The organism is Phragmitibacter flavus (assembly GCF_005780165.1).
Lineage (GTDB): Bacteria > Verrucomicrobiota > Verrucomicrobiia > Verrucomicrobiales > Verrucomicrobiaceae > Phragmitibacter > Phragmitibacter flavus.
Window position 1 is genome coordinate 77093 of record NZ_VAUV01000017.1, and the last position, 26302, is coordinate 103394.

Here is a 26302-nt window from a genome sequence, read left to right on the forward strand (position 1 = left end):
GATCACCTTGCCGAAGCACCCCATCCCCCGCAAGCGAAAACCATCCTTCATCCCTCATCCCTCATCCTTCATCCTTCATCCTTCAATCTCCTCTCCCCCAGCTTCGCCTCCATTCTTTCCAGACGCTCCTTCATCTCGTCCAACCTCCCCAACACCTCCCGCAGCTCCGACTCCTCCTTGTCCGCATCCGGCTTCAGCAACGCCGATGACAAAAACGCGGTCAACGATCCAAACAATCCAATCCCCATCACCATCAATACCGACGCCACCATCCTCCCCTCCGGCGTCACTGGAAACCGGTCGCCATAACCCACCGTCGTCATCGTCACAATCGACCACCAAAACGCATCCTGCACCGTCGTGATGTTCGACCCCGGAACATCCTGCTCAAAATGCAGAATCGCCATTGCCCCAATATCCAGCACCAGGAAACAGCCCATCAACACCGTCAGCAACAAGCTCTGCGCACTGCTCTTGCGCACCACCAAAATCAAATGCCTCGCCGACCGGATTGCCCGCAAAATTCGGAACACCCTGAAAAACCGCCCCCATCGAAAAATGTCCACCGATGGAATGCTCGAAATGAAATCGATCCATCCCCACTTCAAATACGCAAGCTTGCTCGGTGCCGTCGCCAGCCGGTAAAAGAAGTCTCCCAGAAAAATCAAACACAACACGGTGTCCGTCCGGTTCAGCGCATCCCGCACATTGGCATCAAGATCCAGGACCAGCTCCGCAAACAACGCCAGGAGCAGATACACCGACAAAAACGCCAGCACCAAATCCCACGGTTTGAGTTTGTGAGTCTCCGAATTCGCTCCCGTTGCTTTCATTCCCGAACTACCAATCAGCTTTCACTCAAGTCCAGTCAATTTGCGCTTCAATGAAATCGATTTTGGTCGTCACACTTTCAAGTTGCTCCCTTGTCACCAGCCCCCATCTTGCCATTCGCAACCTCCGGCCTCGACCATCCCCTCCATGAAAGCCAAGCCCATCCGCGTCGCCATCCTGTCCCTGCTCCTCACGGTTCTTGGCATCGTTTCCATTTTCGCCGCCCCGCCTTCGCCCCCGCAATCCGCCCACCAACTGCTAGGCATCTGGAGGGCCCACTTCAACCAAGACGCCTCCACCCTGGTGATCCAACTGCGAGACGGCAGCATCTACCTCGCCACCACTGCCACCGGCGACCTTCTTCCCACCGAACCTCCCCTCAGCACCATTCGCGGCACCGTCATTCCCAACACGGATGGCTCCCAATTTGCCGTCACCACCCCCACCCACCTGCAAGTCTTCGAATCCACCACCGGCAAGGCCCTCTCCCCCGCCCTCGCCATCGAAACCATTGAAGGCAATCCCACCCTCGTCTTCTCACCCGACGGCCGCTTCCTCGCCGCCCTCGACAGCCAGCATCACGCCCACCTCTTCGACACCTCCAGTTGGAAAAAGCTCGCCACCTTTCCCCCCGCCGCCGAAGACACCTCCGCCGACCTCGAGTATCAATCTCCTCTGCTCTTCAGCAGCAACAGCCAACGCCTCTATTTTCTCAGCCACACCGGACACGTTCAGCCCATCGACACCAAAACCTGGAAACCGCACGGGCCCGTCCTTGAACATCCAAACCCCGACGGCTATATCTTCGGCCAGAGCCTCAGCCCCGATGACACCCAGTTCATCACCTTCGACGGACCCGGCGAAAACGGCCCAAAAGGCCAGCTCCAACTCTGGAACCTGACCAACTCCAACCCCATCGGCTCCCCAGTCAGCGCTCAAAACGGCATCAGTGGAACCTTTCTCGATAATCCTTTCCGCCTCATCGTGACTCCTTCACGCGGAACCGCCACCGTCCGCGAACTTCCCTCCTTCCAGACCCTCTTCTCCCTCCCCGCCCATGACGACGTCGACGGAACCAAAGTCCAGCCCACCCCAGACGGCAAATTTCTGATCACTTCAGGAAGCGACACTACCCTGCGCCTCATGGACGCCAAAACGGGAACCCAAAAATCCTCCATCGTCCTCCCTGACCGACCCAGCACCCTCCTCATCGAGCCCGACTCCAAACATCTGCTCACCGCATCCACCGAACTCATTCAAAACGATCAATCTCAAACCTGGAGCACCATCCTCACTCGCCTCTCCATTCCCGAACTCCAATCGCAAGCCACCTTTAAAATCGCCTCCTACATCGGCCTCCCCATCCTTTCTACCCAAGGCAACCACTTCATCATCATCGAAGGCAGCACCGAAGAAGAACGCCTCCTCATCCTCGACACTCAAACCTTGGCCCCCCTCCCATGGTGCGCCAATGCCAGGTAGCAATCCCGTTAATCCTGTTTAAGTTAAATTGTCTGCCACGTTCCCAACATGAAAATCATCCGCTTCCTCGATTCCCTCGACCTCATCCGCCACGGCGTCCTCCAAGAAGATGGCAGCGCCGTCCTCCTCGAAGGCGACCTCTACGGCGAATACCGCGCCTCCGAAACCCGCGCCGAAATTAAAAAACTGCTCGCCCCCATCTCTCCAGTCAGCATTCCCTGCATCGGACTCAACTACCTCAAACACGCCGCCGAAACCAACGCCCCCATCCCGCAATGGCCCGTGCTTTTTCATAAACCCATCACCGCCACCCAGTCTCCCGGCGGCCCCATCCAGATCCCCACCCATCTCGCCAGCGACCAGGTCGACTTCGAAGCCGAACTCGCCGTCGTCATCGGCAAGACCTGCAAAAACGTCAGCAAAGCCGACGCACTCTCCTACGTCCTCGGCTACACCTGCGCCAACGACATCAGCGCCCGCGACTGGCAAAAAGCCCGCGGAGGCAGCCAATGGTGCCGCGGCAAATCCTTCGACACCTTTTGCCCGCTCGGACCCCACCTCGTCACCGCCGACGAAATCCCCAATCCCAACGCCCTGCGCATTCAAACCATCCTCAACGGCGAAGTGATGCAGGACTCCAACACCGCCGACATGATCTTCGACATCCCCACGTTGATCGAGTTCCTCAGCGGCAGCACCACCCTACTTCCCGGCACCGTGATATTAACCGGCACCCCCTCCGGCGTCGGCATGGCCCGCACCCCGCAAGTCTGGCTCAAACCAGGCGACAATGTCATCATCGAAATCGAATCCATCGGCCAGCTCAGCAACCCGGTGGAGAAGGAGTAAATCGCTCAACCATGCAGCACTCAATTGATCAACACGGGTTCACCATCACCAAAGACGTGGTCGATTCGAACGCCGTCGCTGATCTGCTGCAAACCTTGGGCCCCGTCTCAGGAGCCGGTAGACGCGCCCTGCTTTCCCATCCGCAGATCTCGGCCTTTGCTCACTCATCGACCATCCTCGCCTTGGTTCGTCCCTACCTTCCGGAACCTCCAATCCCCGTCCGGGCCATCTATTTCGACAAGACCCCCGAGACCAATTGGGGGGTCACATGGCATCAAGACCTCACCCTGGCATTAAAAGAACCCATCGAAACTCCCGGCTTTGGTCCCTGGAGCATCAAGGACGGCATTCCTCACGTTCAGCCACCCGCCTTCCTCTTGACGCAAATGCTCACCCTTCGATTGCACCTCGACGAAGCCGATGAAAGCAATGGAGCGTTAAAAGTCCTTCCCGGTTCACACCAATCAGGCCGACTTTCATCCGCCGAAATCCAAGATGTTCGCACCAAGCTCATTGAAACCTTGTGCAGCGCCCGGGCAGGTGACGCGCTTTTAATGCGCCCCCTCCTGCTTCACTCATCAAGCCGCTCCATCAGCGACAAACACCGGCGCATTCTCCATATCGAATACGCCGGGTTCCATCTCCCCAACGGCCTCTCCTGGCACCAAGCCGCTTAAACTTCCTCAACCGAAGTCCCGAAAGTTAAAAGATTCCCATCCTTGTCCTTGATCTGGAAATCTCTCATTCCGTAGGGATAGGTATTCAAAGGGGAAGTCACCTCGGCACCCCGGGAAATGATCTTGGCATAATAGCCATCGACCTCATCACAGAACACATAAACCGCGCCCTTGCCCAGTCGCTCTTCCCCTTCTTCGGACGAGCACAAATGGAAAATTACCTCACCGTATTTCACTCCCGCATAATACGGCGGATCGCCATACACAAAGTCTTCGGAAAACCCGAGGACATCGATATAGAACGAAAGCGCCTCTTGCAGATCCTTGACCTGCAAAATGGGAGAAGCACATGTCGTCTGCATCGGACATTTTCCCTTCGACTTCTACTTGATCTCTTCCGACTGCAAATACGCCACGATATCCGCCAGCTTCTGCGCATCCAGTCCCATCATTTCTGCGGAAAGCATCAACGACCGGTCCATCTTCTTCATCTGCTTGATGCGCTCGCGCGGCACCGTCTGCGTCAGGCCGCCCATGCTACGGATGATCACTGGATTGCCCGTGCTCAACACCATCCCTTCGATCACCAATCCATCCTTGGTTTCAATACGTTGCCCCTCATAACCATGCGCAATGTCCGCCGAGGGCGCAATGATCGCCCCCAGCACCACTTCACTCGTTTGCGTCTTGCCAAACATGGTCAAATCCGGTCCGAAATCGATGCCCTGACTGCCCACTTTGTGGCAGCCATAACAAACCGCCACCGCCGCCATCCCGGCCTTGGCATCGCCCTTGAGCTTTTGAATGTCGGCCACCGCAGGCAAAGTCGAAGCCGTTTTCGGCGGCTCAGGCGTGACAAAACTGGTCAACGTGACCGTCGCCGGATCATACAAACCCCGCGACTTCAGCGCCGCATCAATGCCGAAGTCTTTCCAGTCATTGCCCTTGCGATTGAACAACCACCACATCGCCTCGGCCTTCCAGCGAAATCCCTCCGCCGCCGCCAGTTCGATCATCGCATCCGCCGCCTGCTGCGTAGGCACAAACGCGATCGCATCCATCATCAGCTTGTTCTGTGCCGGCGTCAGGCTCGATGCCAAAGCACGCTTCTTGAAATCGCCCACCGACTCCGGTTGATGCAAACGCCAGGCCAGCCACGCATACGGCTCCGACCACTTCAAAGCCTCCGTCCCCATCGCCTTGCTCACCGCTTGAAACATCGCCTTCTCCTTGCCAAAACAACCCGTGCCAAAAGCCTCAAGATACGAACGGTCACGACCATCAAAGCCCCTCGCCACCTTCAATAAAATATCGCGGCTCTGCTCCACCGGCACGTTCCTCATCGTCAACGCCACTTCACGACGCACCGCAGGCGAAGAATCCGACGCCATCCGCGCGGCCATGCTCACCACCTGATGCCCCGCACGACGCAACGCGCGATAAGCCACCAAGCGCTTGGACTCATCCTTCGACTCCAGCAACGGCGTCACCTTCGCAACCCCCTCATTCCCCATCTGCGCCAGCAACCACACCGCCCGCGCTGCGATGTAAGAATTCCTGTCCGACAACAACGCCGATACTGCCGGCACCGCCTTGGCCCCTTGCTCCTTCAGCTTCACAAAACCCGCATGCCGCACGTTCACCGCCGGACTCTGCAACGCCAGCAACTGACCTTCTGTGCTTTGCAAATCCACCTTCGGAACCGTTGACTTGAACCCTTTCGGCGCAATCCGGTAAATCGTGCCTGAAGTCGAATCATCGAGATCCGCATGGCCACCCACCCTTGGATCAAACCAGTCTGCCACATAGATCGCCCCATCAGGTCCCACCGTCACATCCGACGGACGGAACAATGTCTGCACCTCATGGTTCACGCTGTTGTTCCCACCGAGGAAATCCGATCCCGCGAATTTCTTTTCTTTGTTGGAAGTCAGAAAGTCAAACCTCTCCAGCTTCATCCCCGCCCCGTCAGGCTTCGGCAGATAACCAAACACCACATTGCGACCCGCTTCACAGGCCAGCAACAACCCGTTCCATTTGTCGCCCAATGCCCCGTTCTCATAATACCCCACTCCCGTCGGCGAACCGCCCCCATACACATCGCCCGCCGGCATGCTGCCCGGATCTTCCTGCCGCCACTGCGCCACCGCCGTCGGCTGACCTGGACGTTGATCATTGCGCCATGAACGTTTGCCATCCAACGACGCAAACCCCGCATTTCCATACTCCATCATCAACGAGACCCGGCATGCCGGAGGATCATCGTTGTCACTCTGATACACATCGCCGAACGACGTCACGATCTGCTCATAACTGTTGCGAAAGTTGTGCCCGATGATGTCGACCGCCGTGCCATCGGGATTCATCCGCGCCGCAAAGCCGCTGATCCACACACTGCCATCATCACTCTTCATCCCCGCGATCTCGGTATTGTCCGCCACCTGGGTGGTTCCCGGTTTGTGATTGTAAGGGCTGCCAATGGAAAACTTTTTACCTGACTTGTCCTCAAACTGCGCCCCGGTATTCCCTTGGTTCCAATACCACAACCCATCCGGACCCGCCGTCACTGAATGCAGGCTGTGGTCATGCTGACGCCCGTTAAACCCGGTCAGCAACACCTCCCGCTTGTCCACCGCAGGATCAAACTTCGCATCGCGATTCACATCCGTATAAACTAAAAGATTCGGTGGTTGCGAGACCACCACCTTGTTGTCAAACACCGCCACCCCCAGCGGAGCCTGCAATTCCGGGTCCTGCACAAAGACGGAACTTTTGTCCGCCACCCCATCTCCATCGGAATCCTCCAACACCATGATGCGATCCCCCTCAGGCCGGCGCGTGGCATGACTGCGATAATTCACCCCCTCCGCGATCCACATACGACCCTGCGCATCAAAATCCATGTTGGTCGGATTGCTGAACATGGGCGAAGCCGCCCACACCGTAACCTCAAGACCATCAGGAGCCGCAAAGAGCTCGGTCGGAACCAGCTTCGGAAGCGAAGGTGCAGATTCAGCCGCCTTTTTTTCGGAAGCCGCGACGGCAAGACCGAGTCCAAGCGATAAAATGATGGCAGAGGAGGCAGAGACGAATACTTTCATGAATTGAGCGGATGCAATTACGGCAAATCCTAGCCGATTGTTTCCGCCAACTGCAAGCAACTTGATCAAATCCGCCACCCTAAATTGTTCTAGAACACCGCCAAATCCATCTCATGCGCCACAACCCACTCGCCCTCCTCGCTTCACTCGCTCTCGCCACGCTTCTCGCCAGCTGCGCCTCCACCACAACCGCGCCCGTCGGTGCCCCGGTTACCTGGCCCAAGCAATCCTTCTCAACCGTCAAAGCCTACGCCTACCACTGCGACGCCGAACCCGGTCGCGATTTCATCCAACCCTCCGGTCGTTATCATGTCGGCATCCTCAAACCCGGCCCTGTCGAGCTTTCGCCCGATCAGGTCAAGGTCCTCCTCGCCGCCGCCACCGTTCCCCAACCCAAAAGCTGGCGAACCCCCTGTTACGTTCCCCATCACGCCTTCGTCTTCTTCGACGCCAACGGCAAACGCGTCGCCAATCTCGACATCTGCTTCACCTGCAACAAATACCGCGCCTTCCCCGGCGGAGTCGTTGAATACCCCGACATGCACCGACTCTACGCCCTCGTCCAGGAACTCGGCCTCCCCACCGGCACCGGCAAATATTTTTATCGCGACCTCTACCATCAACAAGGCGGCCAGTTGCGCTAATTAACTATCCAACACCTTCTCCCACTCCGCCTCTTTGAACCCGTTCAGGTAAACCCCCGCCTCTTCATCAATCGCGAACGGCCTTTTCACCAGATTGCCATTCTCCGCCAGCAACTGCAGCGCCTCGTCCTCACTCATCCCCGGCAGTTTGTCCTTCATTCCCATCTCGCGGTAATCCATCCCCGAGGTGTTGAACAAGGCCCGCAATTCCCCGCGCGCACTCAACATTCCCTTCAACTCAGCCACCGACGGCGGCGTCTCGCGAATCGCCCGTTCCTCGAACTCCACCCCGTTCGCCTCCAGCCACTTGATCGCATTTCGACAAGTCGAGCACCCTTTGTAAGCATACACCTTCAACATGAATCTCCTGTAGCAGCCGACGTGAGGAGGCTCAAACTTTTCATTCGCCATTCTCCCTATCGACCAAATTTCCACTTGGCATCCACCCCAACCTGTTTCTCAATCGATCATCATGCACGCACGCTACTCCCTAGGCCTCGATTTTGGCACCAACTCCTGCCGCTCCCTTCTTGTTGACATCGCCGACGGACGCGAAATCGGCACCTCCACCTTCAACTACCCCAGCGGCGACATGGGCATCCTCACCGATCCACGCGATCCCAACGTCGCCCGCCAAAATCCCCAGGACCACCTGGACGGACTCCAATCCGTCGTCCTCGGCGCTCTTCAGCAAGCCCGCGACACCGTCCCCGACTTCGACCCCTCCCAGGTCATCGGCATCGGCATCGACACCACCGGCAGCACCCCCGTTTTCGTCAACGAACAAGGCATTCCCCTCGGGCTCCTCCCTCAATTCGCCGACAACCTCAACGCCATGATCTGGCTGTGGAAAGACCACACCGCCCACGCCGAAGCTGCAGAAATCACCGCCCTCGGCAACCAGATCCGACCCAACATCATGGCCAAATGCGGCGGCATCTATTCTTCCGAATGGTTCTGGAGCAAAATCCTCCGACTCCGCCGCATCGACCCCGCCGTATTCGACGCCACCTTCAGCGTTTTGGAACACTGCGACTGGCTGCCCGCCGTCCTCATCGGCAGCACCGATCCCCTTACCGCCCCCCGCAGCGTCTGCTCCGCCGGACACAAAGCCATGTTCTCCAAAGAATGGGGCGGACTTCCCGGCAAAGAATTCCTCACCCAGCTCGATCCCGCCCTCGCCGACCTCCGCGACCGCCTTTACGACAGCGCCCAAACCGCTGATCAAAAAGCCGGCGGCCTTTGTGCCGAATGGGCCCAGCGTCTCGGCCTCCCCGAAGGCACCGCCGTCGCCGTCGGAGCCATGGATGCCCACATGGGCGCCGTCGGAGCCGGCATCAAAGATGGAGCTCTCGTCAAAATCGTCGGCACCAGCACCTGCGACATCATGGTCACTCCCAACGACAAAACCCTCGCCGACATCCCCGGCGTCTGCGGCATCGTCGACGGTTCCGTCCTCAACGGCTACTACGGCATCGAGGCCGGCCAAAGCGCCGTCGGCGACATCTTCTTGTGGTTCGTCAATCACTTCGTCCCCGAATCCTACGGCAGCACCAACAACGAAAAATTTGCCTCCATGGGCAAAGCCATCGCCGATCAAAAACCCGGTGCCAGCGGCCTCCTCGCCCTCGACTGGAACAACGGCAACCGCACCATCTTGGTCGACCCGCGCCTGACCGGACTGCTCATCGGCCAGACCCTCCACACCAAACCCCACGAAGTCTACCGCGCCTACATCGAGGCCACCGCCTTTGGAGCCCTCACCATCATCAATCGAATCGAACAATACGGCGTCCCCATCAAGGAAGTCATCAACACCGGCGGCCTCTCCATCAAAAACGAAACCATGATGCAGATCTACGCCGACGTCATCAACCGCCCCATGAAAGTCAGCCGCAGCGAACAAACCTGCGCCCTCGGAGCCGCCATCTTCGGTGCCACCGCCGCCGGAGCCGACACCGTCGCCAACCTGCAAACCCGCATGACCGCCATCCGCGAAAAAGTCTACCACCCCATTTCCGAAAACGTCGCCATCTACCAGCAACTTTACACTCTCTACAAATCCCTTCACGACGCCTTCGGCACCCCCGACTGGACCGGCAATCTCCACCACGTCATGAAACAACTCATCAACCTCCGCGCCCAGCAGAGGCAATAGAGTTGATGGTTGATAGTTGATAGTGAATGGTCTGAAAAAGGGACCGCGAAGTTTCACTTCGCTCAGACCATCAACCTTCCACCGTCTACCAATCACCTTCCCCAGATGCTCTCCACCCTCAAACAACAAGTCTGCGACGCCAACCGCGCCCTTGAAACCAGCGGTCTCGTCAAACTGACTTGGGGCAACGTCAGCGGCATCGACCGAACCTCCGGCCTATGGTGCATCAAACCCAGCGGCATCCCCTACGCCGACCTTACCCCCGATCACCTCGTCGTCCTCGATCTCGACGGCAACATCACCGATCACGGCAGCCAGTTGCGTCCATCCTCCGACACCAAAACCCATCTCCATCTCTACCAAAACTTCCCCACCATCGGCGGCATCACCCACACCCACTCCCCATACGCCACCGCCTTTGCCCAGGCCGGTCGTGAACTCCCCTGCCTAGGCACCACCCATGCCGACCATTTCTTCGGCACCGTCCCCCTCGCCCGCCCTCTCACTCCTGAAGAAATCGAAGCCGACTACGAACTCCACACCGGCGTCAGCATTGTCGAACGTTTCCGCGAACTCAACCTCAACCCCCTCGAAACCCCCGCCATCCTCCTTTCCCACCACGCCCCCTTCACTTGGGGCAAAACTCCCGCCGCCGGTCTCGACAACAGCACCGCCCTCGAAGTCTGCGCCCAGATGGCCATCCACACCCTCGCCCTCAACCCCTCGGCCACCACCATCCCCGCCCACATCCTCAACAAACACCACTCCCGCAAACACGGCCCCGACGCCTACTACGGTCAAAAAGATTGCGCAAAGTAGAAGGCTCGTCCCGAGCCTTGCCATTTCAAACATCAAGGGCCGGGACGGCCCTTCTACTTTTCCAAAGCGTCACTCTTAAGAAGCCCTCCACTCCGGCAGTTTAGCACAATAGCTACAATCAGTTGATAGTCAGCCTATATTTAGCACTGTAGCACAATATTTGTATCGAATACGTGCTAGAAACATCGATTTCTCAAGAATTTAATCCATCCTTCTCCGCCCGTTCATCGCCTGGAAGATCGTCAACTCGTCCACATGATCCAGCCCGCCCCCCGCCGGCATCCCCTGCGCCAATCGGGTGACCATAACCCCGCCCTCACGCAACACATCCGCCAGATAATTCGCCGTTACCTCCCCTTCCACATCGGCCCCCAACGCCAGAATGACCTCTGTCACTTCCAGCTCGCGAACCCGGCGCAGCAAATCATCAATCCGCAAATCCGACGGCGTCACATTGTCCAACGGCGACAACTTCCCGCCCAATACGTGATACAATCCCACGAACGCCCGGCTCCCCTCCAACCTCAGCACATCCGCTGCCGCCTCCACAACGCACATCAAATGGCGGTCGCGCTTCGGGTGATCACACAGCGGACACGGATCGCCACTCTGCAGGAAAAACCCACACTCCCCACAAATCCCCACCCGCTCCTGCAGTTCCCCCAACGCCTTCGCCAGCCCGCCCACTCTTCCCGCCCCGCGTCCCATCAACCACATCACCAAACGCTCCGCACTGCGCGGACCCAGCCCCGGCAGACTCTTCATCTGCACAATCAACTCTCGAATCGGCGCGGGATAATCAATCAATGGCATGACAACATCTCCCTCAATTCAATTCGTCGTCAAAATCCGCAAATGTCCGGCCACGCCCTCGGTGCCTTTCCCCTTGCCCGCATCGCTATCCTTCAACCCCGCTTCCGCCCGTTCCAGGAAATACTTCAACGGCGCGTCCTCGCGACCCTCCATCTGCGCCAGCTTAAAATGCTGCAACGCCTCGCCAAACGTTCCCTTGCGCAGACTCACCACCCCATGCCAAAACTCATCCCGCGCACGGGCTTCATCCTCACTTAGTTTACCCTTCTCCGCCAGCAGCTCATACACCTCGCTGATGTGATGCATGCGCGGCGCATAAACCATCTCCATCGGACGAGCCTCCATGTGATCCTTGGTCATCAAATACGTCCTCGCCCCCATCAGCACCTGACTCCCATAAACCAGATTCACCCCGCTCAATCGACGGCAAAAATCCACCGGCTCGCCCACCGCGCTGTAAAACTGAAACTCCCTAAACCCAAACAACCCCACACTGGTCTCCCCCGTCGACAACGCCACGCCAAAAACCGCCTTGCGATGCCAGCGACTTAAAATTTCCTGCTCCAAATTCACCAGCCTCAGCCGCAGTTCCAACGCCGCCCGGCAGCCCTCGACCGCATGATCATCCCCCTTTTCTATCAGTCCAAAAAACACCCGCAATCCCTGCGCATTGCAATTGTCCAGATACGCACCCCGTCCCACCAAAAACTCCGCCGCCGCCCGCAGAAAGAACGACCCCATCTTCTCCAACTCCGCCGCTTCCATCTGACTGCTCAAATCTGGAAAATTCAAAATGCTGCAATTCAGCACCGTCAGTTCCTTGCGCTGACACAAGTCCACCGCCTCCTTGTTCTCCACCAGCTGCTGAAACTTCTCCGTCGAGACCCGACCCACAAAATATCGCTGCAACCGCCGCGCCCGTTGAATGCTCGCCGTGCCTCCATAAAAAGTCCCCGCCAACCCCGCCAGCACAATCGCACCAGCCCCTGACAGCGGTTCAAACAACACCCCGCAAAACGCCAAAATCGGCGACAGCAACACCGTCAAAAACACCGCCCCCGCCATGTAAACCAGCTTCCCAAACACCCGATGCTGTTCCAGGCAAACCCACGCCGATAGAAACGCCATCACCGTGAAATACCCGTATTGCACCGGCAGCGAAAACCACAGGTCGCCCTCCCCCGGCAGCACAAATGCCTGTAGGAAAAAGCCCTCCATCTCCACCGCCGCGCGAATGAAGATCGACGTAAAATGATACCCGGCCAGCAGCAAGCCGCTCACCATCGCCCCAATCAATAAACTTGCCGACCAGCTGCGTCCCATGATCAAAGATTATCCGTTGAAGATGATGGTGCCGATGAAGATGAGGCCGAATCCCCATGCGCACGACGGTAGGAAGCCACCACCATGTCGCTCAGACAACGATCCGGCTCATCCACCGCACGACGCGGCAACACAAAAGATTTCTCGCCCGTGTTTCCCGCCACCAATTGCAGCCCAAAGGGATAATCCTTGAACAGTTTCCGACACAAATCCATCAACGCCACCCCCTCGCGAGCGCTCCGCTCCACCAATGCCTGCGTCGCCTCTGCATCGAAAGAAATGTCCATCCCGTAGTCCTCGCTGAACTGCGCCGCAAAAGCCTGCACCTCACGCGCCGCCACGCTCACCTGCACTGTCTTCGCCTTCTCCCGGCACATCTCCAGCACCCGCTGCGGTTCCCTCACCAATTCACCATCGATCAGCAACTCCTGCAGACCCAGGCTCGGCAGCTCAAACTTGAAATCGCGCAACGCCTTCTCCCAAACCGTCACCAATCCCCGCGCCCCCGTCCTTTCCCCAGCCGCCCGCTGAGCCATCTCGCGCAACGCCGAATCCTCAAACTTCGCCTGAATCCCATAAGCCAGGAACTCACGCTCAAACTGCCGAATGAGACTTCCTTCACTGCGCTTCATGATCTCAAACAAATCATCTTCCTTGAGCGAATCGCACACCACCCGCACCGGCAGCCGACCAATAAACTCCGCCTCAAAACCACACTCGATAAAATCCTGCGTGCTCGCATCCCGCAACGCCGCCGCATCCGCCTCCTCACGCAACGCAGCCCCAAACCCAATGCTCCCCTTGCTCAAGCGTTTGCCAATGATCTTCTCCAACCCACTGAACGCCCCACTCACCACAAAGAGAATGTTCTTCGTGTTCACACTCTGCTTCTTCGGTGCCTCGCCCTTGCGCATGTCGAACATCATTTGGATTTGCGAGCGCATGTCATTCGGCGAATGCAACGGCACCTCCGTCTCCTCCATCAGCTTCAGCAACGCCGTCTGCACGCCGCGACCGCTCACATCCCGCCCCAGTTTGTCCCCCTGCGTCGCGAGCTTGTCCACCTCATCCAAATAAATGATCCCGTGTTCCGCCAGCTCCACATTCCCTTCCGCCTTGCCCACCAGATCCCTTACCAAGTCGTCCACATCCGCCCCCACATACCCGGTCTCACTGAACTTCGTGGCATCCGCCTTCACAAACGGCACCCCGATCAGCTCCGCAATGTGCTTCACCAGATAAGTTTTCCCCACCCCCGTCGGCCCCACAATGATGATATTCTGCTTCGCAAACTCCAGTTTCTCCGCCGCCTTCGGATCCTTTTTCTGCAACTCACGCAACATCCGCGCGTGATTGTAATGATCGCACACCGCCGTCGCCAAAACCTTCTTCGCATCATCCTGACGGATCACAAACCGATCCAGATGCGCCTTCACATCCGCCGGTTTGTAACGGAAATTCAGCCACGCCTCATCATCTTTCGCATTCATCTCAGGCATGTTGGGGATCGGAGGTTGCACCGCAGGCGGCTCCTCTTTCCCGCCCTGGAAATTCGAAAACAGCACATTTCCGCCAAACTGATTGCGGATAAACTCCTCCAGCTTCTTCCCGATCTCCTCAGGACTCGAAGGCGGCGGCGGCTCAGGTTTTTGGTCACTCATAACAGCTACAATACGCCACAGAACCGCCCAAGGAGCAAGAAGCAGTTGCCGCGTTCATTAGCCACGCTCACCCTCAGCCCAATTTCTGCCGCAAAAGAGGACAAAGATAGCAAAGAACAACGATCCATCGTCTCCATCTTACCCCTTGGAAAAATAGAATTCGACGAGCGCGTCATCCTTAAACATTACTACCCAGCACTTGGTAAAACCTCCCGTCTCAGAAACAGAACTCTCGAAATCGCTGATAAAGAATATCTCGCCCGCCTTTGCGACCGGGGGCTGATGATTTACCTGATAAAATGTCGAAGGAAATCGCTTCTCGAACTCAGCGCGGCTCAATCCCGTGAGACTTTCGCGAAAGGCACGATCATGAAACAGACCTGCCAGAGCCACTTGAGACTCATACGGTCGCAATCCGGTTTTCCATAGAAGGTAATAAAGGTTGTATTGCGCACCCAGAGGCTGGACCGATAAAAACAAAACCAGGCCGAGTGTTGAAGCCAGTGATGCAGCAAGAAAAATTGCCAGCACAGTGGGCATGGGGGCAGCCGCCGCCTTGTGTTCTGGCTTTGTGTGGGGGTTCATCGTTGGACGCACGGTCATATTACCCAAACACAGCTGTCCGCCAACTGTAATTCCATCACCACAAAACCCGCTAAACCAGATCTATGTGTTCCCTGCGTTTCTTCGTTGCAAAATCCCTCATCCCGCCGCCAGAGCCAACTCCTCCAACTCCGCCCAGCGCACATAGAGCCTCGCCACCTCCGCTTTCCCTTCTTCCAACTTCACCACCATCCCCGGCGCTTCTGCCGAGCGAGTCACAAAAAACTCCGGATCATTCAACAACGCATCCAGCTCCGCCACCTTCTCCTCCGCTGCCAGGATGGTCTCCTCCATCCCCTCCAACTCCGCTTTCTCTTTAAAACTCAACTTCCGCGGCTTGACCACCGCCGGCGCCGCCCCTTTCCCACCCTTCGCCGTCGGCGTATTCCACCCCACCCGACTTTGCAAATCCCGTTCCTTCTTCTTCTCCAGATAATACGAATAATTCCCCGGCTGCACAAACACCCCGCCTTCTTCAAACGCCACCACCTGATCGCACACCCGATCCAAAAAATACCGGTCATGGCTCACCACCAGCACCGCTCCATCAAAATCAGCCAACGCCTCCTCCAGCATCCGCAAGCTCGGCAAATCCAGATCGTTGGTCGGCTCATCCAGAACGATGATGTTCCCACCGCGCTTCAGCACCTTCGCCAGCATCAATCGCGCGCGCTCTCCCCCTGAAAGCAAATCCACCCGCTCGTTGACCCGGTCATCCGTGAACAAAAACCGCTTCAGATAATTCCTCGCCCCCATCTTCTGCGTGCCGAACATCACCGTCTCATCCATGTCCGCCACCTCCGCCAGCACACTGCCCGTCCCCTCCAACTGCATCCTCGACTGATCAATGTAATTGAACTTCACCCGCTTGCCCACCACCGCCGTGCCCCCATCCGGCTCGCGCTCGCCCATGCAAATTCTCAACAACGTCGTCTTGCCTGCCCCATTTCTGCCCACAATCCCGGTGCATTGACCCGGCACCAGCGACAAGTTCAAATGCTTGAACAACCACCGCTCATCCGCCCCCTCGCCAACCTTTCCACCCACTCCCGTCAACTCGACGCCAATGTTCCCCATCTCCGGCGCAGGCGGCAAAAGCAAATCCAGCTCCCGCTCCTCCTGCGGCGCTGCCAAACCCTCAATCTTGTAAAATTGATCCAGCCGATGTTTCGACTTGGTCGACCGCGCCTTCACCCCGGCCCGGACCCATTCCAGTTCCTCTCGCAAAAACCGCTGCCTCCTGCGTTCCGTCTGCTCGTTGATCTGCTGACGCGTCGCCTTACTCTCCAGATAGGCCGTGTAATTCCCTGCATGCGAATACGCCCGACCGTCTGAAATCTCAATCACCCGCGTCGCGATCACATCCAGGAAATAACGGTCATGCGTCACAAAAATCACCGCCCCCGGAAACCCCAAAAGAAAAGTCTCCAGCCAGCGAATCGACTCCGCATCCAAATGGTTGGTCGGTTCATCCAGCAACAACAAATCCGGCCTTCCCACCAGCGCCCTGCACAACGCCACCCGCCGTTTTTCCCCACCCGACAACGCCGCCACCCCCGCGTCCAACGGAGGAGCATCCAGCGCGGTCACAATCGTCTTGATCCGCGACTCCAGATGCCAGCCATCCGCCGCCTCAATCGCATGCTGCAAATCCGCCAACTCGGCATCCGACCCCTCACCACTCTCATACCTCTGCATCCACCCCAACAAATCCGCCACGCCAAGCTCAATATTTTGCTGCACCGTTAGCTCCCCATCCAATTCAAACTCCTGCGGCAGATAACCCACCCGCAATCCCCTGCGCAACGACAACTCCCCTGTATCCGCCCGGTCCGTCCCTGCTAAAATTTTCAAAAGACTCGTCTTCCCGCAACCATTCCGACCCACCAATCCCACCTTTTCCCCCGGAGCCACCGCCAGCGTCACCCCCGTCAGCAAAGTCTGCTTGCCATACGACAGTGAAAGTTCGTTGGCAGAAAGAAGGGAAGGAATCACAGCACTCATGGAACCGTCAACAAACCCCAGCGCCCCACCAAAAGCAACCTCTGTCGCATCATCCAGTTCAGTCTTTACAAGCAGGACGAAAATCGGATTGTCACCCGGTCAGTTGAAACTATACTCCTTCCTGTGATCGCTGAAACCATCCCTGCCCTCGCAGCTCTCTCGCCAGACGACAAGATCCTCCTCGCGGCAGAACTCTGGCAGGACGCAGTGAGCGATGATTCAGAGGCCTCAGATCCCAATCCCGCCCTCATCGAAGCGATCCAAGAGCGGCTGGCCCATTACCGTGCCCATCCTGACGAGGTCTCCACTTGGAACGACGTTCGCAAGCGTTTGTCATCCCGAAATCAATAGCAGATGCCGCCGGAAGTTATCTGGACCCGGGGAGCGGAAGCGGATCTCATGGCAATCTATCAGGAGATCGAAGAATTCCGTTCTGGAACCGGTCACCAATTCCTCATTCTCCTGGATTCAGCACTCCATTTGCTGCGTCAATTCCCCGAAATAGCCCCATCTTTCGACCCTCCCATTCGACGCCTTCTTCTAAACACCCGAAAACACGGCCTGTTCTATACCACTGAGAGAAGGGGCATCATCATCCATGCACTCGCCGATCTTCGTGCAGACCCAAGTCTGTTAAAAGCCCGGTTGAAAAACACCCGCCGCAACTAGGACCAACAAGCGGCCTTTAATTAGAACCCCGACTGCTCCGCCAGCGCCCAGCGCTGCCTGAAATCGCGATTCTCTTCCATCAATTGGCCGGCCACCGTCGTCGCCGTCTGATCCAGCCCCTGCATCTTCGCAAACACCGCAATCAACTCCTGCCGGCGGTAATAATCCGTCGAGTCGGTCACCCCCTGCACAAAAAACTGCGCCATTGCAATCAGCGTTTCCGGCTTCAACTCCTCCGTAGGCAACAGATACTGACCCCGTTCCAGCTTGATTGTCGCCGAGGTATATCCCAACGCCGTCACCCGACCGTTCAATGGCAGACCGCTCTTCCGCGCAATCGCCCCGTCATACCCCTTCGCCAGCACGTCCTCCATCAACGTCTGCATGAACTCACGCATCTTCGACCACAGATACAGCTTGCTCTTCATCGCACTCTGCACCTCCGGCGTTTCAAAACGAATCCCCTCGAGCAACTCCACCGTCGGCGTCACATCATACCCCCGCGCCAGCGCAGGCAAGCCGTCCAACAAATCCGCAAACTGAAGCTGCTCCCGCCCCCGCAATTCCGCCAGCCTCAGCCGCTCCGTCTCCTCATTCATCTGCTTCAAGCGCGTGATCTCCGATTGATCAAACCGAATCCGCTGATTCAGATGTGCCCGCAATACGCCCTGCGTCTTCAACTTCGCCAGCGCCGACTTCGACTCATCCAGATCAAGCCGCGCCTCCAGCACCGTCGAATACGCATCGACCTTCGGTTCGCCATACTTCAAGGCAAACTCCATGTCCTGCAGATAAGGCGCGATCAGTTTTTTATACGATCCCACCCACTCTAAACCGCGCCCCGGCATGCTGTCGTTAAACAAGGTCAACATGTCCCGCGCCAACACCGGCTGGCCGAAATGCCACTGCGCCAGTCCATGCACCAGATACCCCATCACCTCCTCCGAATTCGCATCATACATCAAATCCGACGCCGCCACCTTCAGTCCCACATTGTCCCCCATCACCATTCCCAGTTGGGCAAAAAACTCCTTGAGCGACTCGTTCCCGTTCACCGCCACACCGCCCGCCGCATCCTGATAGATGTCGCGAAAATACTTCGCTGCATCTTCTTTCCTTCCTCCCACAATCGCGCACAACGCCGCATTGAACCGCGCCCAGTTCAGCGTCGGTTGCTTCGCCAGATTCGACAAAATCAGTTCATCAAACAAACGCCTCGCCTTGCCATAATCACCATCCAACAAAATGCCACGTGCCCGCAAAAACTTTTCCGCCACACTCTCTGCGCCCCCCGCCACGGTCTGCCCCGCCGCACCGGTTCCCGGATCAGTCACCACCTCCACCACCACATTCTCGGTGCCCTCAGGAGGACCCGGAGCCGGACGCAACAAGATGGCCAGCAAAGTCAAACAAACCCCAGCACCCACAATCGCATACGTCATCTGCGCCCGACGCGAACGCCTGCCCACCACCGTGTAACCCAGCAAACTCTCCGCATCCCGGAACGCCTCCACCAGCGCATCGTAACTCTGGTGACGATCCTCTGGACTCAATGCCAACATGCGATTGACCAGCTCATAGGTGCGTGGACTGAACTTCAACCCACTGTCCTCCAGCCTCACCCGGCGGCTCTTGATGACTTTGAGTTCCTGAATCGAATTGGTATTCGCCTTGTGCGGCGGCCGCCCGGTCAGGGCATGATACAAGGTCGCCCCCAAGCTATACATGTCACTGCGGAAATCTTCGCGATCCTCACGCACCTTCTCCGGCGCCACATAAAACGGCGTCGCCCAGATCTCGCCCGATTCATCCACATCCCGAGCATGAAACAGCGCCAAGCCGAAATCCACGATTTTTGGCGTTTCATCCTCCGCATACAAAATGTTCGCCGGCTTCACATCACGGTGAATCAACCCCTCACGGTAAGCCGCCCTCAATCCTTCCGCGATCGCTCTTCCCGCCCGCAAGCTTTCCAGCTCGCTCAACCGCCCCTTATCAATAATCCGCTGCTCCAGGCTGCCCCCGCTCACCAGCTCCATCGCAATATAGAAGTTGCCCTGGTCCTTGCCGACCGAATAAAGCTTCACCACATTCGGATGCGTCACCGCCGCCGTCAGTTGCGCCTCGCGCTCAAAACTCGCCATCCGCACACTGTCCTTGCTGTAGTGCCGATTCAGAATTTTCAAAGCCACATGCCGACCCAACGTCGCATCCGTTGCATCAAACACCCGGCTCATCCCCCCTTCGCCAATCTGTTTCGTCAGCGCGAAGTGATCAAAATTCAATCTCACCCTCACCGCCTCACCACAATGCGGACAAACAACCTTGCTGTAGGGCTCCAAGATGGTGACATCAATCACACCCTGGCAAGACGGACACGTGCTTAGGTATTGATCGGAGGACGGGGTTGTTGTGGTCACGGGACGCGGAAAGTAGCTGCGGAAACTGATAAGGAAAAGCTGAAAGTTAAAGGCAACATTGTCACTTAAGAGGTGGTTGGAGAAAAAAATATCTTACATCTCCTAATAAGCACAGGCCAAGCCAGCAATTCATCCACTATAAAATTAAACCCAAAACCGGAAAATTTGTTTCACGCAGCCCGTGAACTTATGGAAATTATATTTTCCCCATCGACCTTTTGGTCGATCCCACCCAAGATACAGAAGCCCAGTTCACTCTATTTCAAATAAACGACTGGGTTCTCCCATCGACGCACCCCCGCTCCCGTCCCATCGCGACGACTCACAAGCAGCCCGGCACCGGGTGCCAGGTATCGAAACCCTTGACCTTCGCGTCCTGACGGGACACCTGACCCCCGAAAATACTCCTCCCTCTCCTGAGCACCCCCACTCCCCTCTTGCGCGCAACCTCCTCTCCAGCCACCTTCCTGTTTCCGCCTTCCGACTTCATCCATCCCATGACTTTTTCCATCGACGATCCGCAATGGGTCAAACAACGACTCGACCAGTTTCTCCATCAACAACTCCCCGACCTCTCCCGCACCCGCATCCAGTCCCTCATTAAAGACGGCGAAGCCCGCCTCAACGACCTCCCCACCAAACCCAACGCCCATCTCAAGCTCGGCGACCAGATCACCCTTCACATTCCCGATCCCACCCCCGTCGCCATCATCGCCCAGGACATCCCCCTTGATGTCCTTTTTGAAGATGAACACCTCATCGTCATCAACAAACCCCCCGGCCTCGTCGTCCACCCCGCTGCAGGCAATCCCGACGGCACCCTCGTCAACGCCCTCCTCTTCCACTGCAACAACCTCAGCGGCATCGGCGGCGAACTCCGACCCGGCATCGTCCACCGCCTCGACAAAGAACCCAGCGGCTGCCTCGTCGCCGCCAAACCCGCCCTCCCCCACCCCCGCCTCACCGAAGCCTTCGGCAACCGCCAACTCACCAAAATCTACCTCGCCGCAGTCAACGGCATTCCCAAAGGCTCCAGCGGCCGCATCGAAAACCGCATTGGCCGCCATCCCGTCGACCGCAAACGCATGACCCAGGTTGAAGGCGAAAACGGCAAAGAAGCCGTCACCGAATGGCGTCTACGCTGCGTCCACAGCGGCTGCGCCCTCATCGAATGCCATCTCCTCACCGGCCGCACCCACCAACTCCGCGTCCACATGCGCGAAACCCTGCAGACCCCCATCCTCGGCGACACCATCTACGCCCAACCCCAACGTCAACTCGTCAAAGCCGCGCGTCTCCTCCTCCACGCTTGGAAACTCAGCTTCACCCACCCCATCACCAACCAGCCTCTCAACTTCGAATCCAAAATCCCCAACGAATTCGCCCCCTGGTCCAGCATCATGTAGCCCCAATTTGAAGTGCGGCGATTTTCGCCGCTTTCGCCACGCCCCGAGCTTACTCCCCTCCCATCAATCAAAAGATCGTCACGCGTTACTCAATGCTTGCCGTTCAACCTCCCCATCATGGCCAGCATCCGCACCCGCGCCATCTCCCACCGTCGATAGGACTGCCCCTTGTCCCCTCCCATGAAATGATAAACGGCAGCCCGCGGAATCTCTGACTTCGGATTCTGCGATGAAACCTGACAATGCCAATATGGAGGCAGTTCAGCAGGTGGACCGTTCTCAATCACCAACTCCGCCAACGGCAGTTGATCCAACGTCGCACTGCCGCGCAACTCCCATCGACGCCGCCAGGCAGCAAAAAATCGATGCACACCTTCTCCTTTGCGAAACAAAATGACCCCACTGTTCCAAATCGGCGTCTGACCCGGCAGCTTCCGCAAAAGCTGCGCATATCCACTCCCCGCCTCACGTTCAATCCACCCTGCATTCGCCACGCTGCCCAAGGTCGTATACTTCGGCGTCTCCTTGGCCATGTAAAGCGGGGCGGATTCGAGCAGCTTAAACACGGGCTCCAAATCCTCACACACCAGGGTATCGCAATCAATGAACAGCGTGTCCTGAAACGGACTCCACAAGTCCATCGACAACTTCGCCACCCTTGATGCAAATCCCTCCTCGGCTGGATGACAATAGATGGGCATCAACGGATTGCTGCGTTTCAACGACTCCATCGCACGCGATGCCATCTCCGCATACTGCGGTGACGCGCAAAGCACCACTCCGCGGGTGCCAATGCTTGCATCCTCACCCCAGTTTTCATACTGGCTCTGAGCGTCTCTCTCCAGAAAGAATTTCATCGCCGAGACATCACGACTGTCCAGATGTCTGCGCCGCTTGGAAATTGCATCGTTGTCGGCCAACTCCACGATGTTGTCCTCAACTTCCACCACATGATGCTTGGCCTTGAACAACGAGGAAATGAAAACATCATCGTTGTTCATCCCCACCTGACCAATCTGCGTCAGCGACAGCACCCGGCGCAATTCCTTCACCCGTCCAAACACCGCGCGCCCTTTAATCACATCACACTCGCGTGACTGGATGGAATGGGACCCTCCCGAATAACACCGACCCGGCTCGCGCAGATTCAGATCGACCCCAAACGGCCCCACCAGCGTGTCCACCTCTGCCGCCTGATCAAGATACGGCTCCCAATTTTTGATCAACAAATCGTCATCCTGCACACAGAAGAACTCCGTCTTCGACCGCGCCGCCAGCATCCATCGCAACACCAGATCATTGCCGTCCGACTTGAGATACCAACTGGTTCGGCGCACCAGCTCAACTGGCAACTCAAACCCCGGCGGCGCATTGTCCAACACCACCACCTCCGCATCTTCCGGGATGGAATCGAGGATCTTGCCCATGTTCGCCGTCCGACGGTAGTTCGTCAGCACCACTGTCAACTGTCCATTCCCGGGTCGCACCCCCAAATCATCCACCACGCCCCATGGACGATCTTGATTCGCCACCCACTCGCCACGCTCCCATTTCGCCTTGAAGAACGACTCCCACTTCGCCGCTTCCGTTCCCCGATCTTTCTCAGTCAAACCTCTCCGTTCATCCCCATGCTGGATGAACTCCGCCGTGTGCGAAGCCAGTTTCACCAGCCTGCCGCCAACACGTTTAGCCCGCTCAACCAGATCAATGTCTTCATGACCATAACCATGATGGTCTTCGTCATAACCACCCAGCCTATAAAACAACTCCCTCCGGATCACCACCCGGCCAAACCCTCCGCCATAAACCTGTTTGTCATAAACAAACGTGCAAACATCCGCCTTGCCCACTTCAGTCGCTTTCGACAACTCCCTCATGTAACCCTCGTTGAGAAAATGATCGGCATCCAGGTTAATCAAAAACTCCCCTCGACCTTGTTTGTGACAAACGTTCTTCGCATGCGCCATCCGGAACTTATCCGGCATCTCGGTCGCGGCCAATCTCAGCAGTCCCGACTGCATCGCCGATTTGAAATGATCCAGCACATAATCGCCAAGACCATCCGGCGAATGATAATCCAACAATACGATCTCACTATCTCCAAACCTGCGAATCACCTCCAGGTTCACTGGCAGTGTCTCCATCAAATGATCCAGCCGACCCATGCAAGTCACACAAAAGCTGAACTTGGGTTTTGGTCCCCCCACCGCTTCGCCAATCACAGGCGCATCCTTCCACCTGCGTTTGCTCGTTGGAGCGGACGCCGCCACCGACATCGATCCCCTTGCCTCCAATCGCTTCTTCAACGGATAGCCAAACGCCTCCCACTTGATCGCCTGTTCTCCTCCACTCGAAGCCATCGCGCCATCTGGCCTAACGCCCGAATTCCCTACTGCCAAAGCGGCTCGGTGGATCGTCTCCATCTTCACCGACATCACCTGTGGATCAGCCTGGAACAACGGACGGTTGGGGCAGTAAGCCTTGATGATCGCATTCCCGCTCAAGCTCTCTTTCCCAAGAATCCCGCGCAAACGCGCGCTTTGTTTCGTCTCCACATACCCCGCGACGAAAGTCATCAACTGGAGATCACACTCCAATGCCACCGGCTTCCAAGAGGCCAGCATCTTGCGTGCACCGACCCGGCTCACCGCATAGGCCTCAAGCCCGATTCCACCCCGCACCTCACGCCACTTCAGACCCTTTCTCGCATTCACGGAACCTTCCATCAAGGGATCCAGTTTTCGCGATTTCACCCGGTCATGCAGAAACAGCACCTCTGCATCATCCGGCGGCTCAATCACCCCACCCTGTTGCATCACCATTGCCATCGATTCACCGACACACGCATCATCTTCAAAAATGATTCCCCATGATTCGCCACTTTCCAAAAAAGCATGCAGCGCCCGCTGATGACTGAGACAAAGCGCCACCCTCACCGGATCAAGCACCTGGTCCTTCAACAGCAAACCCTCCTTCTGCAAACCCTGCAAAATCTCCGTTTTCCACACCTTGATTGAATCCGGTCCCACTTCCAAAAAATCCAGTCCATCCACCGCCGTAACCCGATGCAGATGATCCTTCCTGAACACTCCTGAAAGAGAACGATAGCATCGCGACCATCGATCCTGACTGCGATTAAGATTAATGATCCAGGCGGGGAGTTGATCGATACGCAGTTGCATAATTTGTTCGGTGCATGATTGGGGCCGATCTTCTGCATAAAAACCATCTCCCCCGAATGGCAAGAGTCGAATCTCTTTATTTTCCGACCTTGTAACAAAATCAATGAAACATGGGTAATGGGAAATGGTCCCTTGATTGCCTCACTTTCAGAACAGACAGCCGCCACCATCACCACCACTGCCGGATCCTGCAAAAAAGTTTCGCGATGCATGCAGCGCACATCCTATTTTCAGCCATGACGGTTGAGCACATGTTTAGCCAATCCTCCGGAAAGGAGTCTACCAAAAATCGCCGCATCCGTTTCAAGTGATCGACACGATTCAGAGTCAAGAGCCATGAAAACCATAGTCACCCTAGTCGACTTCAGCGATGTCGCATTCAAAGTGCTCAAGCACGCCCACGATCTCGCCCTGGCCTTCGACAGCCAAGTCATCCTTCTCCATGTGGTTCCTCAGGAACCCGTAGTGGTCGGTTTCGGAATCGCCCCCACCATCATGTCTGCCCCGAGCGAAGATCTCATCGCTGTCGACACCGAACGCCTGACGGAAATGCAGGAATCACTGGCAAAATTCGGCGTCAAAGCGACTACCCGCCAATTGCAGGGGGCCACCATCGACTCCGTCCTAGATGAGTGTGAGAAACTTGGTGCCGAACTCATCATCGTCGGCTCGCATAAACATGGCCCGCTGTATAATCTATTTGTCGGGAGCATTACTGCGGACATTCTAAAGCGCACACACTGCCCCGTATTGGTGGTGCCTCATGATGTGGATACCCAGTAGCCACTTCTCCCTCTACATGTGATTCTTTTGGGAGCTATTGGATTCCAATACAGGCCCGAAAATCAGTTCAATCAATTTCTGCCAACCGACGCGCCACTCTCGCGCGTTCGGCCAGAACTAGATTGAGTTGATTTTGAACTTTTTCGATGTCAACGTGTTTACTTGACACACGTCCTCTCATTTTCGCCAAGGTTTGCTGAGAACGAAGATCATGAAGCTCATACTCTAATTGATAGATTCGATCTTCAATTACCCTTAACTTATCCTTGGTTGCACTCAATTCAGGATGAGGTGTCTTCGGCTTGGGAGCGGCTGAATTTGTTGCGCTCGGATTACCTCCAGGTTTTGGCTTCGAGGTTCCAGCCTTCACCGTTTGCTCTAGAAGTTTGGCAATTTCAGAGGAATTTCTCGTCAACAAATGTGGGGCTGATGATATCTGAACTTTGCCGTCTGAAATCAAGAAGTTGCCTTCCGATTCTCCGATCTTCTCCACTCGAACCCCCTTGGCAATAGCCTTGATTCCTGTCTCGGTTACGAGAGAAATCCGTTCCTTTGTGAAATAAATTCCATCAGGAAGGCTAGTATCTTCAAGCCTATTTCCCGAGGCGAATGAGGGCACAGATCCAGGGGGCTTGTCCGATGATGTCAGTCCAGGCTTGTCATTGGAATCGGGGATGTCTGTTTCAGGGTCAGCATCGTTGATGGACGCTTTCTCTCCCAAAATCGTTTGATCTAACCACCTTTTTGTTTTGCGAGAATACTCATCGACCTGTTCCTTGTTATCCATGGACCAAACTATTGCGCCTGCAATGAGAAGAATGATGATGATCTTTTTCATGTTTTGAGGTTGAGATGAGATTCGAGGTGAAGATCGCTG

The 26302-nt window shown here is 56.6% G+C and carries 22 protein-coding genes; 10 read left to right on the forward strand and 12 right to left on the reverse strand.

Going from position 1 to position 26302, the window contains the following annotated elements:
* Positions 1–68: 68 nt before the first annotated feature.
* Positions 69–833 carry an ion transporter gene (locus FEM03_RS20085; RefSeq protein ID WP_138088094.1) on the reverse strand — a complete coding sequence of 255 codons (765 nt, stop codon included), beginning with the start codon at positions 831–833 and terminating at the stop codon, positions 69–71.
* Between the two features lie 145 nt (positions 834–978).
* Between FEM03_RS20085 and FEM03_RS20090 the strand changes: the two genes are divergently transcribed.
* The 3 genes from FEM03_RS20090 to FEM03_RS20100 are packed head-to-tail and all read left to right on the forward strand — an operon-like array spanning position 979 to position 3839.
* A complete protein-coding gene (locus tag FEM03_RS20090; protein ID WP_138088095.1) occupies positions 979–2313 on the forward strand; it encodes a WD40 repeat domain-containing protein in 1335 nt (444 codons plus the stop codon).
* A gap of 48 nt (positions 2314–2361) precedes the next feature.
* Entirely contained in the window at positions 2362–3162 is an 801-nt protein-coding gene (locus FEM03_RS20095; protein WP_138088096.1) for a fumarylacetoacetate hydrolase family protein, read from the forward strand.
* Between the two features lie 11 nt (positions 3163–3173).
* Positions 3174–3839: a phytanoyl-CoA dioxygenase family protein gene (locus FEM03_RS20100; protein ID WP_138088097.1), complete on the forward strand. Its 666-nt coding sequence runs from the start codon at positions 3174–3176 to the stop codon at positions 3837–3839.
* Here the strand turns inward: FEM03_RS20100 and FEM03_RS20105 are convergent.
* Positions 3836–4201 carry a VOC family protein gene (locus FEM03_RS20105; RefSeq protein ID WP_138088098.1) on the reverse strand — a complete coding sequence of 122 codons (366 nt, stop codon included), beginning with the start codon at positions 4199–4201 and terminating at the stop codon, positions 3836–3838. The genes FEM03_RS20100 and FEM03_RS20105 overlap by 4 nt on opposite strands.
* Positions 4202–4222: 21 nt before the next feature.
* Positions 4223–6940, reverse strand: coding sequence for a PVC-type heme-binding CxxCH protein (locus FEM03_RS20110; RefSeq protein ID WP_138088099.1), 2718 nt, complete (start codon positions 6938–6940; stop codon positions 4223–4225).
* A gap of 113 nt (positions 6941–7053) precedes the next feature.
* Here FEM03_RS20110 and FEM03_RS20115 point away from each other — a divergent pair, with 113 nt between their 5' ends.
* Complete coding sequence (locus FEM03_RS20115; protein ID WP_138088100.1) at positions 7054–7584, forward strand: hypothetical protein; 531 nt, start codon at positions 7054–7056, stop codon at positions 7582–7584.
* On the opposite strand, the gene FEM03_RS20120 is transcribed toward FEM03_RS20115, so the two are convergent.
* Positions 7585–7995 carry an arsenate reductase family protein gene (locus FEM03_RS20120; RefSeq protein ID WP_240772853.1) on the reverse strand — a complete coding sequence of 137 codons (411 nt, stop codon included), beginning with the start codon at positions 7993–7995 and terminating at the stop codon, positions 7585–7587.
* Between the two features lie 61 nt (positions 7996–8056).
* Between FEM03_RS20120 and FEM03_RS20125 the strand changes: the two genes are divergently transcribed.
* Together FEM03_RS20125 and araD are read left to right on the forward strand one after the other, a co-directional pair.
* A complete protein-coding gene (locus FEM03_RS20125; protein ID WP_138088101.1) occupies positions 8057–9742 on the forward strand; it encodes a ribulokinase in 1686 nt (561 codons plus the stop codon).
* A gap of 105 nt (positions 9743–9847) precedes the next feature.
* On the forward strand, positions 9848–10561 hold the full coding sequence (gene araD / locus FEM03_RS20130; protein WP_138088102.1) for an L-ribulose-5-phosphate 4-epimerase AraD: 714 nt from the start codon (positions 9848–9850) through the stop codon (positions 10559–10561).
* A gap of 201 nt (positions 10562–10762) precedes the next feature.
* Here the strand turns inward: araD and recR are convergent, their stop codons facing one another.
* From recR to FEM03_RS20155, 5 genes are all read right to left on the reverse strand, one after another.
* Complete coding sequence (recR, locus tag FEM03_RS20135) at positions 10763–11374, reverse strand: recombination mediator RecR (RefSeq protein ID WP_138088103.1); 612 nt, start codon at positions 11372–11374, stop codon at positions 10763–10765.
* 18 nt (positions 11375–11392) lie between these two features.
* Entirely contained in the window at positions 11393–12697 is a 1305-nt protein-coding gene (locus FEM03_RS20140) for an adenylate/guanylate cyclase domain-containing protein (RefSeq protein ID WP_138088104.1), read from the reverse strand.
* A 2-nt stretch (positions 12698–12699) separates the two neighbouring features.
* Positions 12700–14358 (reverse strand): AAA family ATPase, encoded by a 1659-nt coding sequence (locus FEM03_RS20145; RefSeq protein ID WP_138088105.1) that lies wholly within the window; start codon positions 14356–14358, stop codon positions 12700–12702.
* Positions 14359–14496: 138 nt separating this feature from the next.
* A complete protein-coding gene (locus FEM03_RS20150; protein WP_138088106.1) occupies positions 14497–14961 on the reverse strand; it encodes a hypothetical protein in 465 nt (154 codons plus the stop codon).
* A gap of 99 nt (positions 14962–15060) precedes the next feature.
* On the reverse strand, positions 15061–16965 hold the full coding sequence (locus FEM03_RS20155) for an ABC-F family ATP-binding cassette domain-containing protein (RefSeq protein ID WP_138088107.1): 1905 nt from the start codon (positions 16963–16965) through the stop codon (positions 15061–15063).
* Between the two features lie 123 nt (positions 16966–17088).
* Between FEM03_RS20155 and FEM03_RS20160 the strand changes: the two genes are divergently transcribed.
* Positions 17089–17316, forward strand: a complete 228-nt coding sequence (locus tag FEM03_RS20160; RefSeq protein WP_166443023.1) for an addiction module protein — start codon at positions 17089–17091, stop codon at positions 17314–17316.
* A 3-nt stretch (positions 17317–17319) separates the two neighbouring features.
* Positions 17320–17634 carry a type II toxin-antitoxin system RelE/ParE family toxin gene (locus FEM03_RS20165; protein WP_138088109.1) on the forward strand — a complete coding sequence of 105 codons (315 nt, stop codon included), beginning with the start codon at positions 17320–17322 and terminating at the stop codon, positions 17632–17634.
* Between the two features lie 20 nt (positions 17635–17654).
* Here FEM03_RS20165 and FEM03_RS20170 read toward each other — a convergent pair whose 3' ends face one another.
* On the reverse strand, positions 17655–20054 hold the full coding sequence (locus FEM03_RS20170; RefSeq protein WP_138088110.1) for a serine/threonine-protein kinase: 2400 nt from the start codon (positions 20052–20054) through the stop codon (positions 17655–17657).
* A gap of 497 nt (positions 20055–20551) precedes the next feature.
* Here FEM03_RS20170 and FEM03_RS20175 point away from each other — a divergent pair, with 497 nt between their 5' ends.
* Complete coding sequence (locus tag FEM03_RS20175) at positions 20552–21460, forward strand: RluA family pseudouridine synthase (protein ID WP_138088111.1); 909 nt, start codon at positions 20552–20554, stop codon at positions 21458–21460.
* A gap of 89 nt (positions 21461–21549) precedes the next feature.
* On the opposite strand, the gene FEM03_RS20180 is transcribed toward FEM03_RS20175, so the two are convergent.
* Positions 21550–24642: a galactosyltransferase-related protein gene (locus FEM03_RS20180; RefSeq protein ID WP_138088112.1), complete on the reverse strand. Its 3093-nt coding sequence runs from the start codon at positions 24640–24642 to the stop codon at positions 21550–21552.
* A 336-nt stretch (positions 24643–24978) separates the two neighbouring features.
* Between FEM03_RS20180 and FEM03_RS20185 the strand changes: the two genes are divergently transcribed.
* On the forward strand, positions 24979–25425 hold the full coding sequence (locus FEM03_RS20185; RefSeq protein WP_138088113.1) for a universal stress protein: 447 nt from the start codon (positions 24979–24981) through the stop codon (positions 25423–25425).
* 67 nt (positions 25426–25492) lie between these two features.
* On the opposite strand, the gene FEM03_RS20190 is transcribed toward FEM03_RS20185, so the two are convergent.
* Positions 25493–26263: a hypothetical protein gene (locus tag FEM03_RS20190; RefSeq protein ID WP_138088114.1), complete on the reverse strand. Its 771-nt coding sequence runs from the start codon at positions 26261–26263 to the stop codon at positions 25493–25495.
* Positions 26264–26302 lie beyond the last annotated feature (39 nt).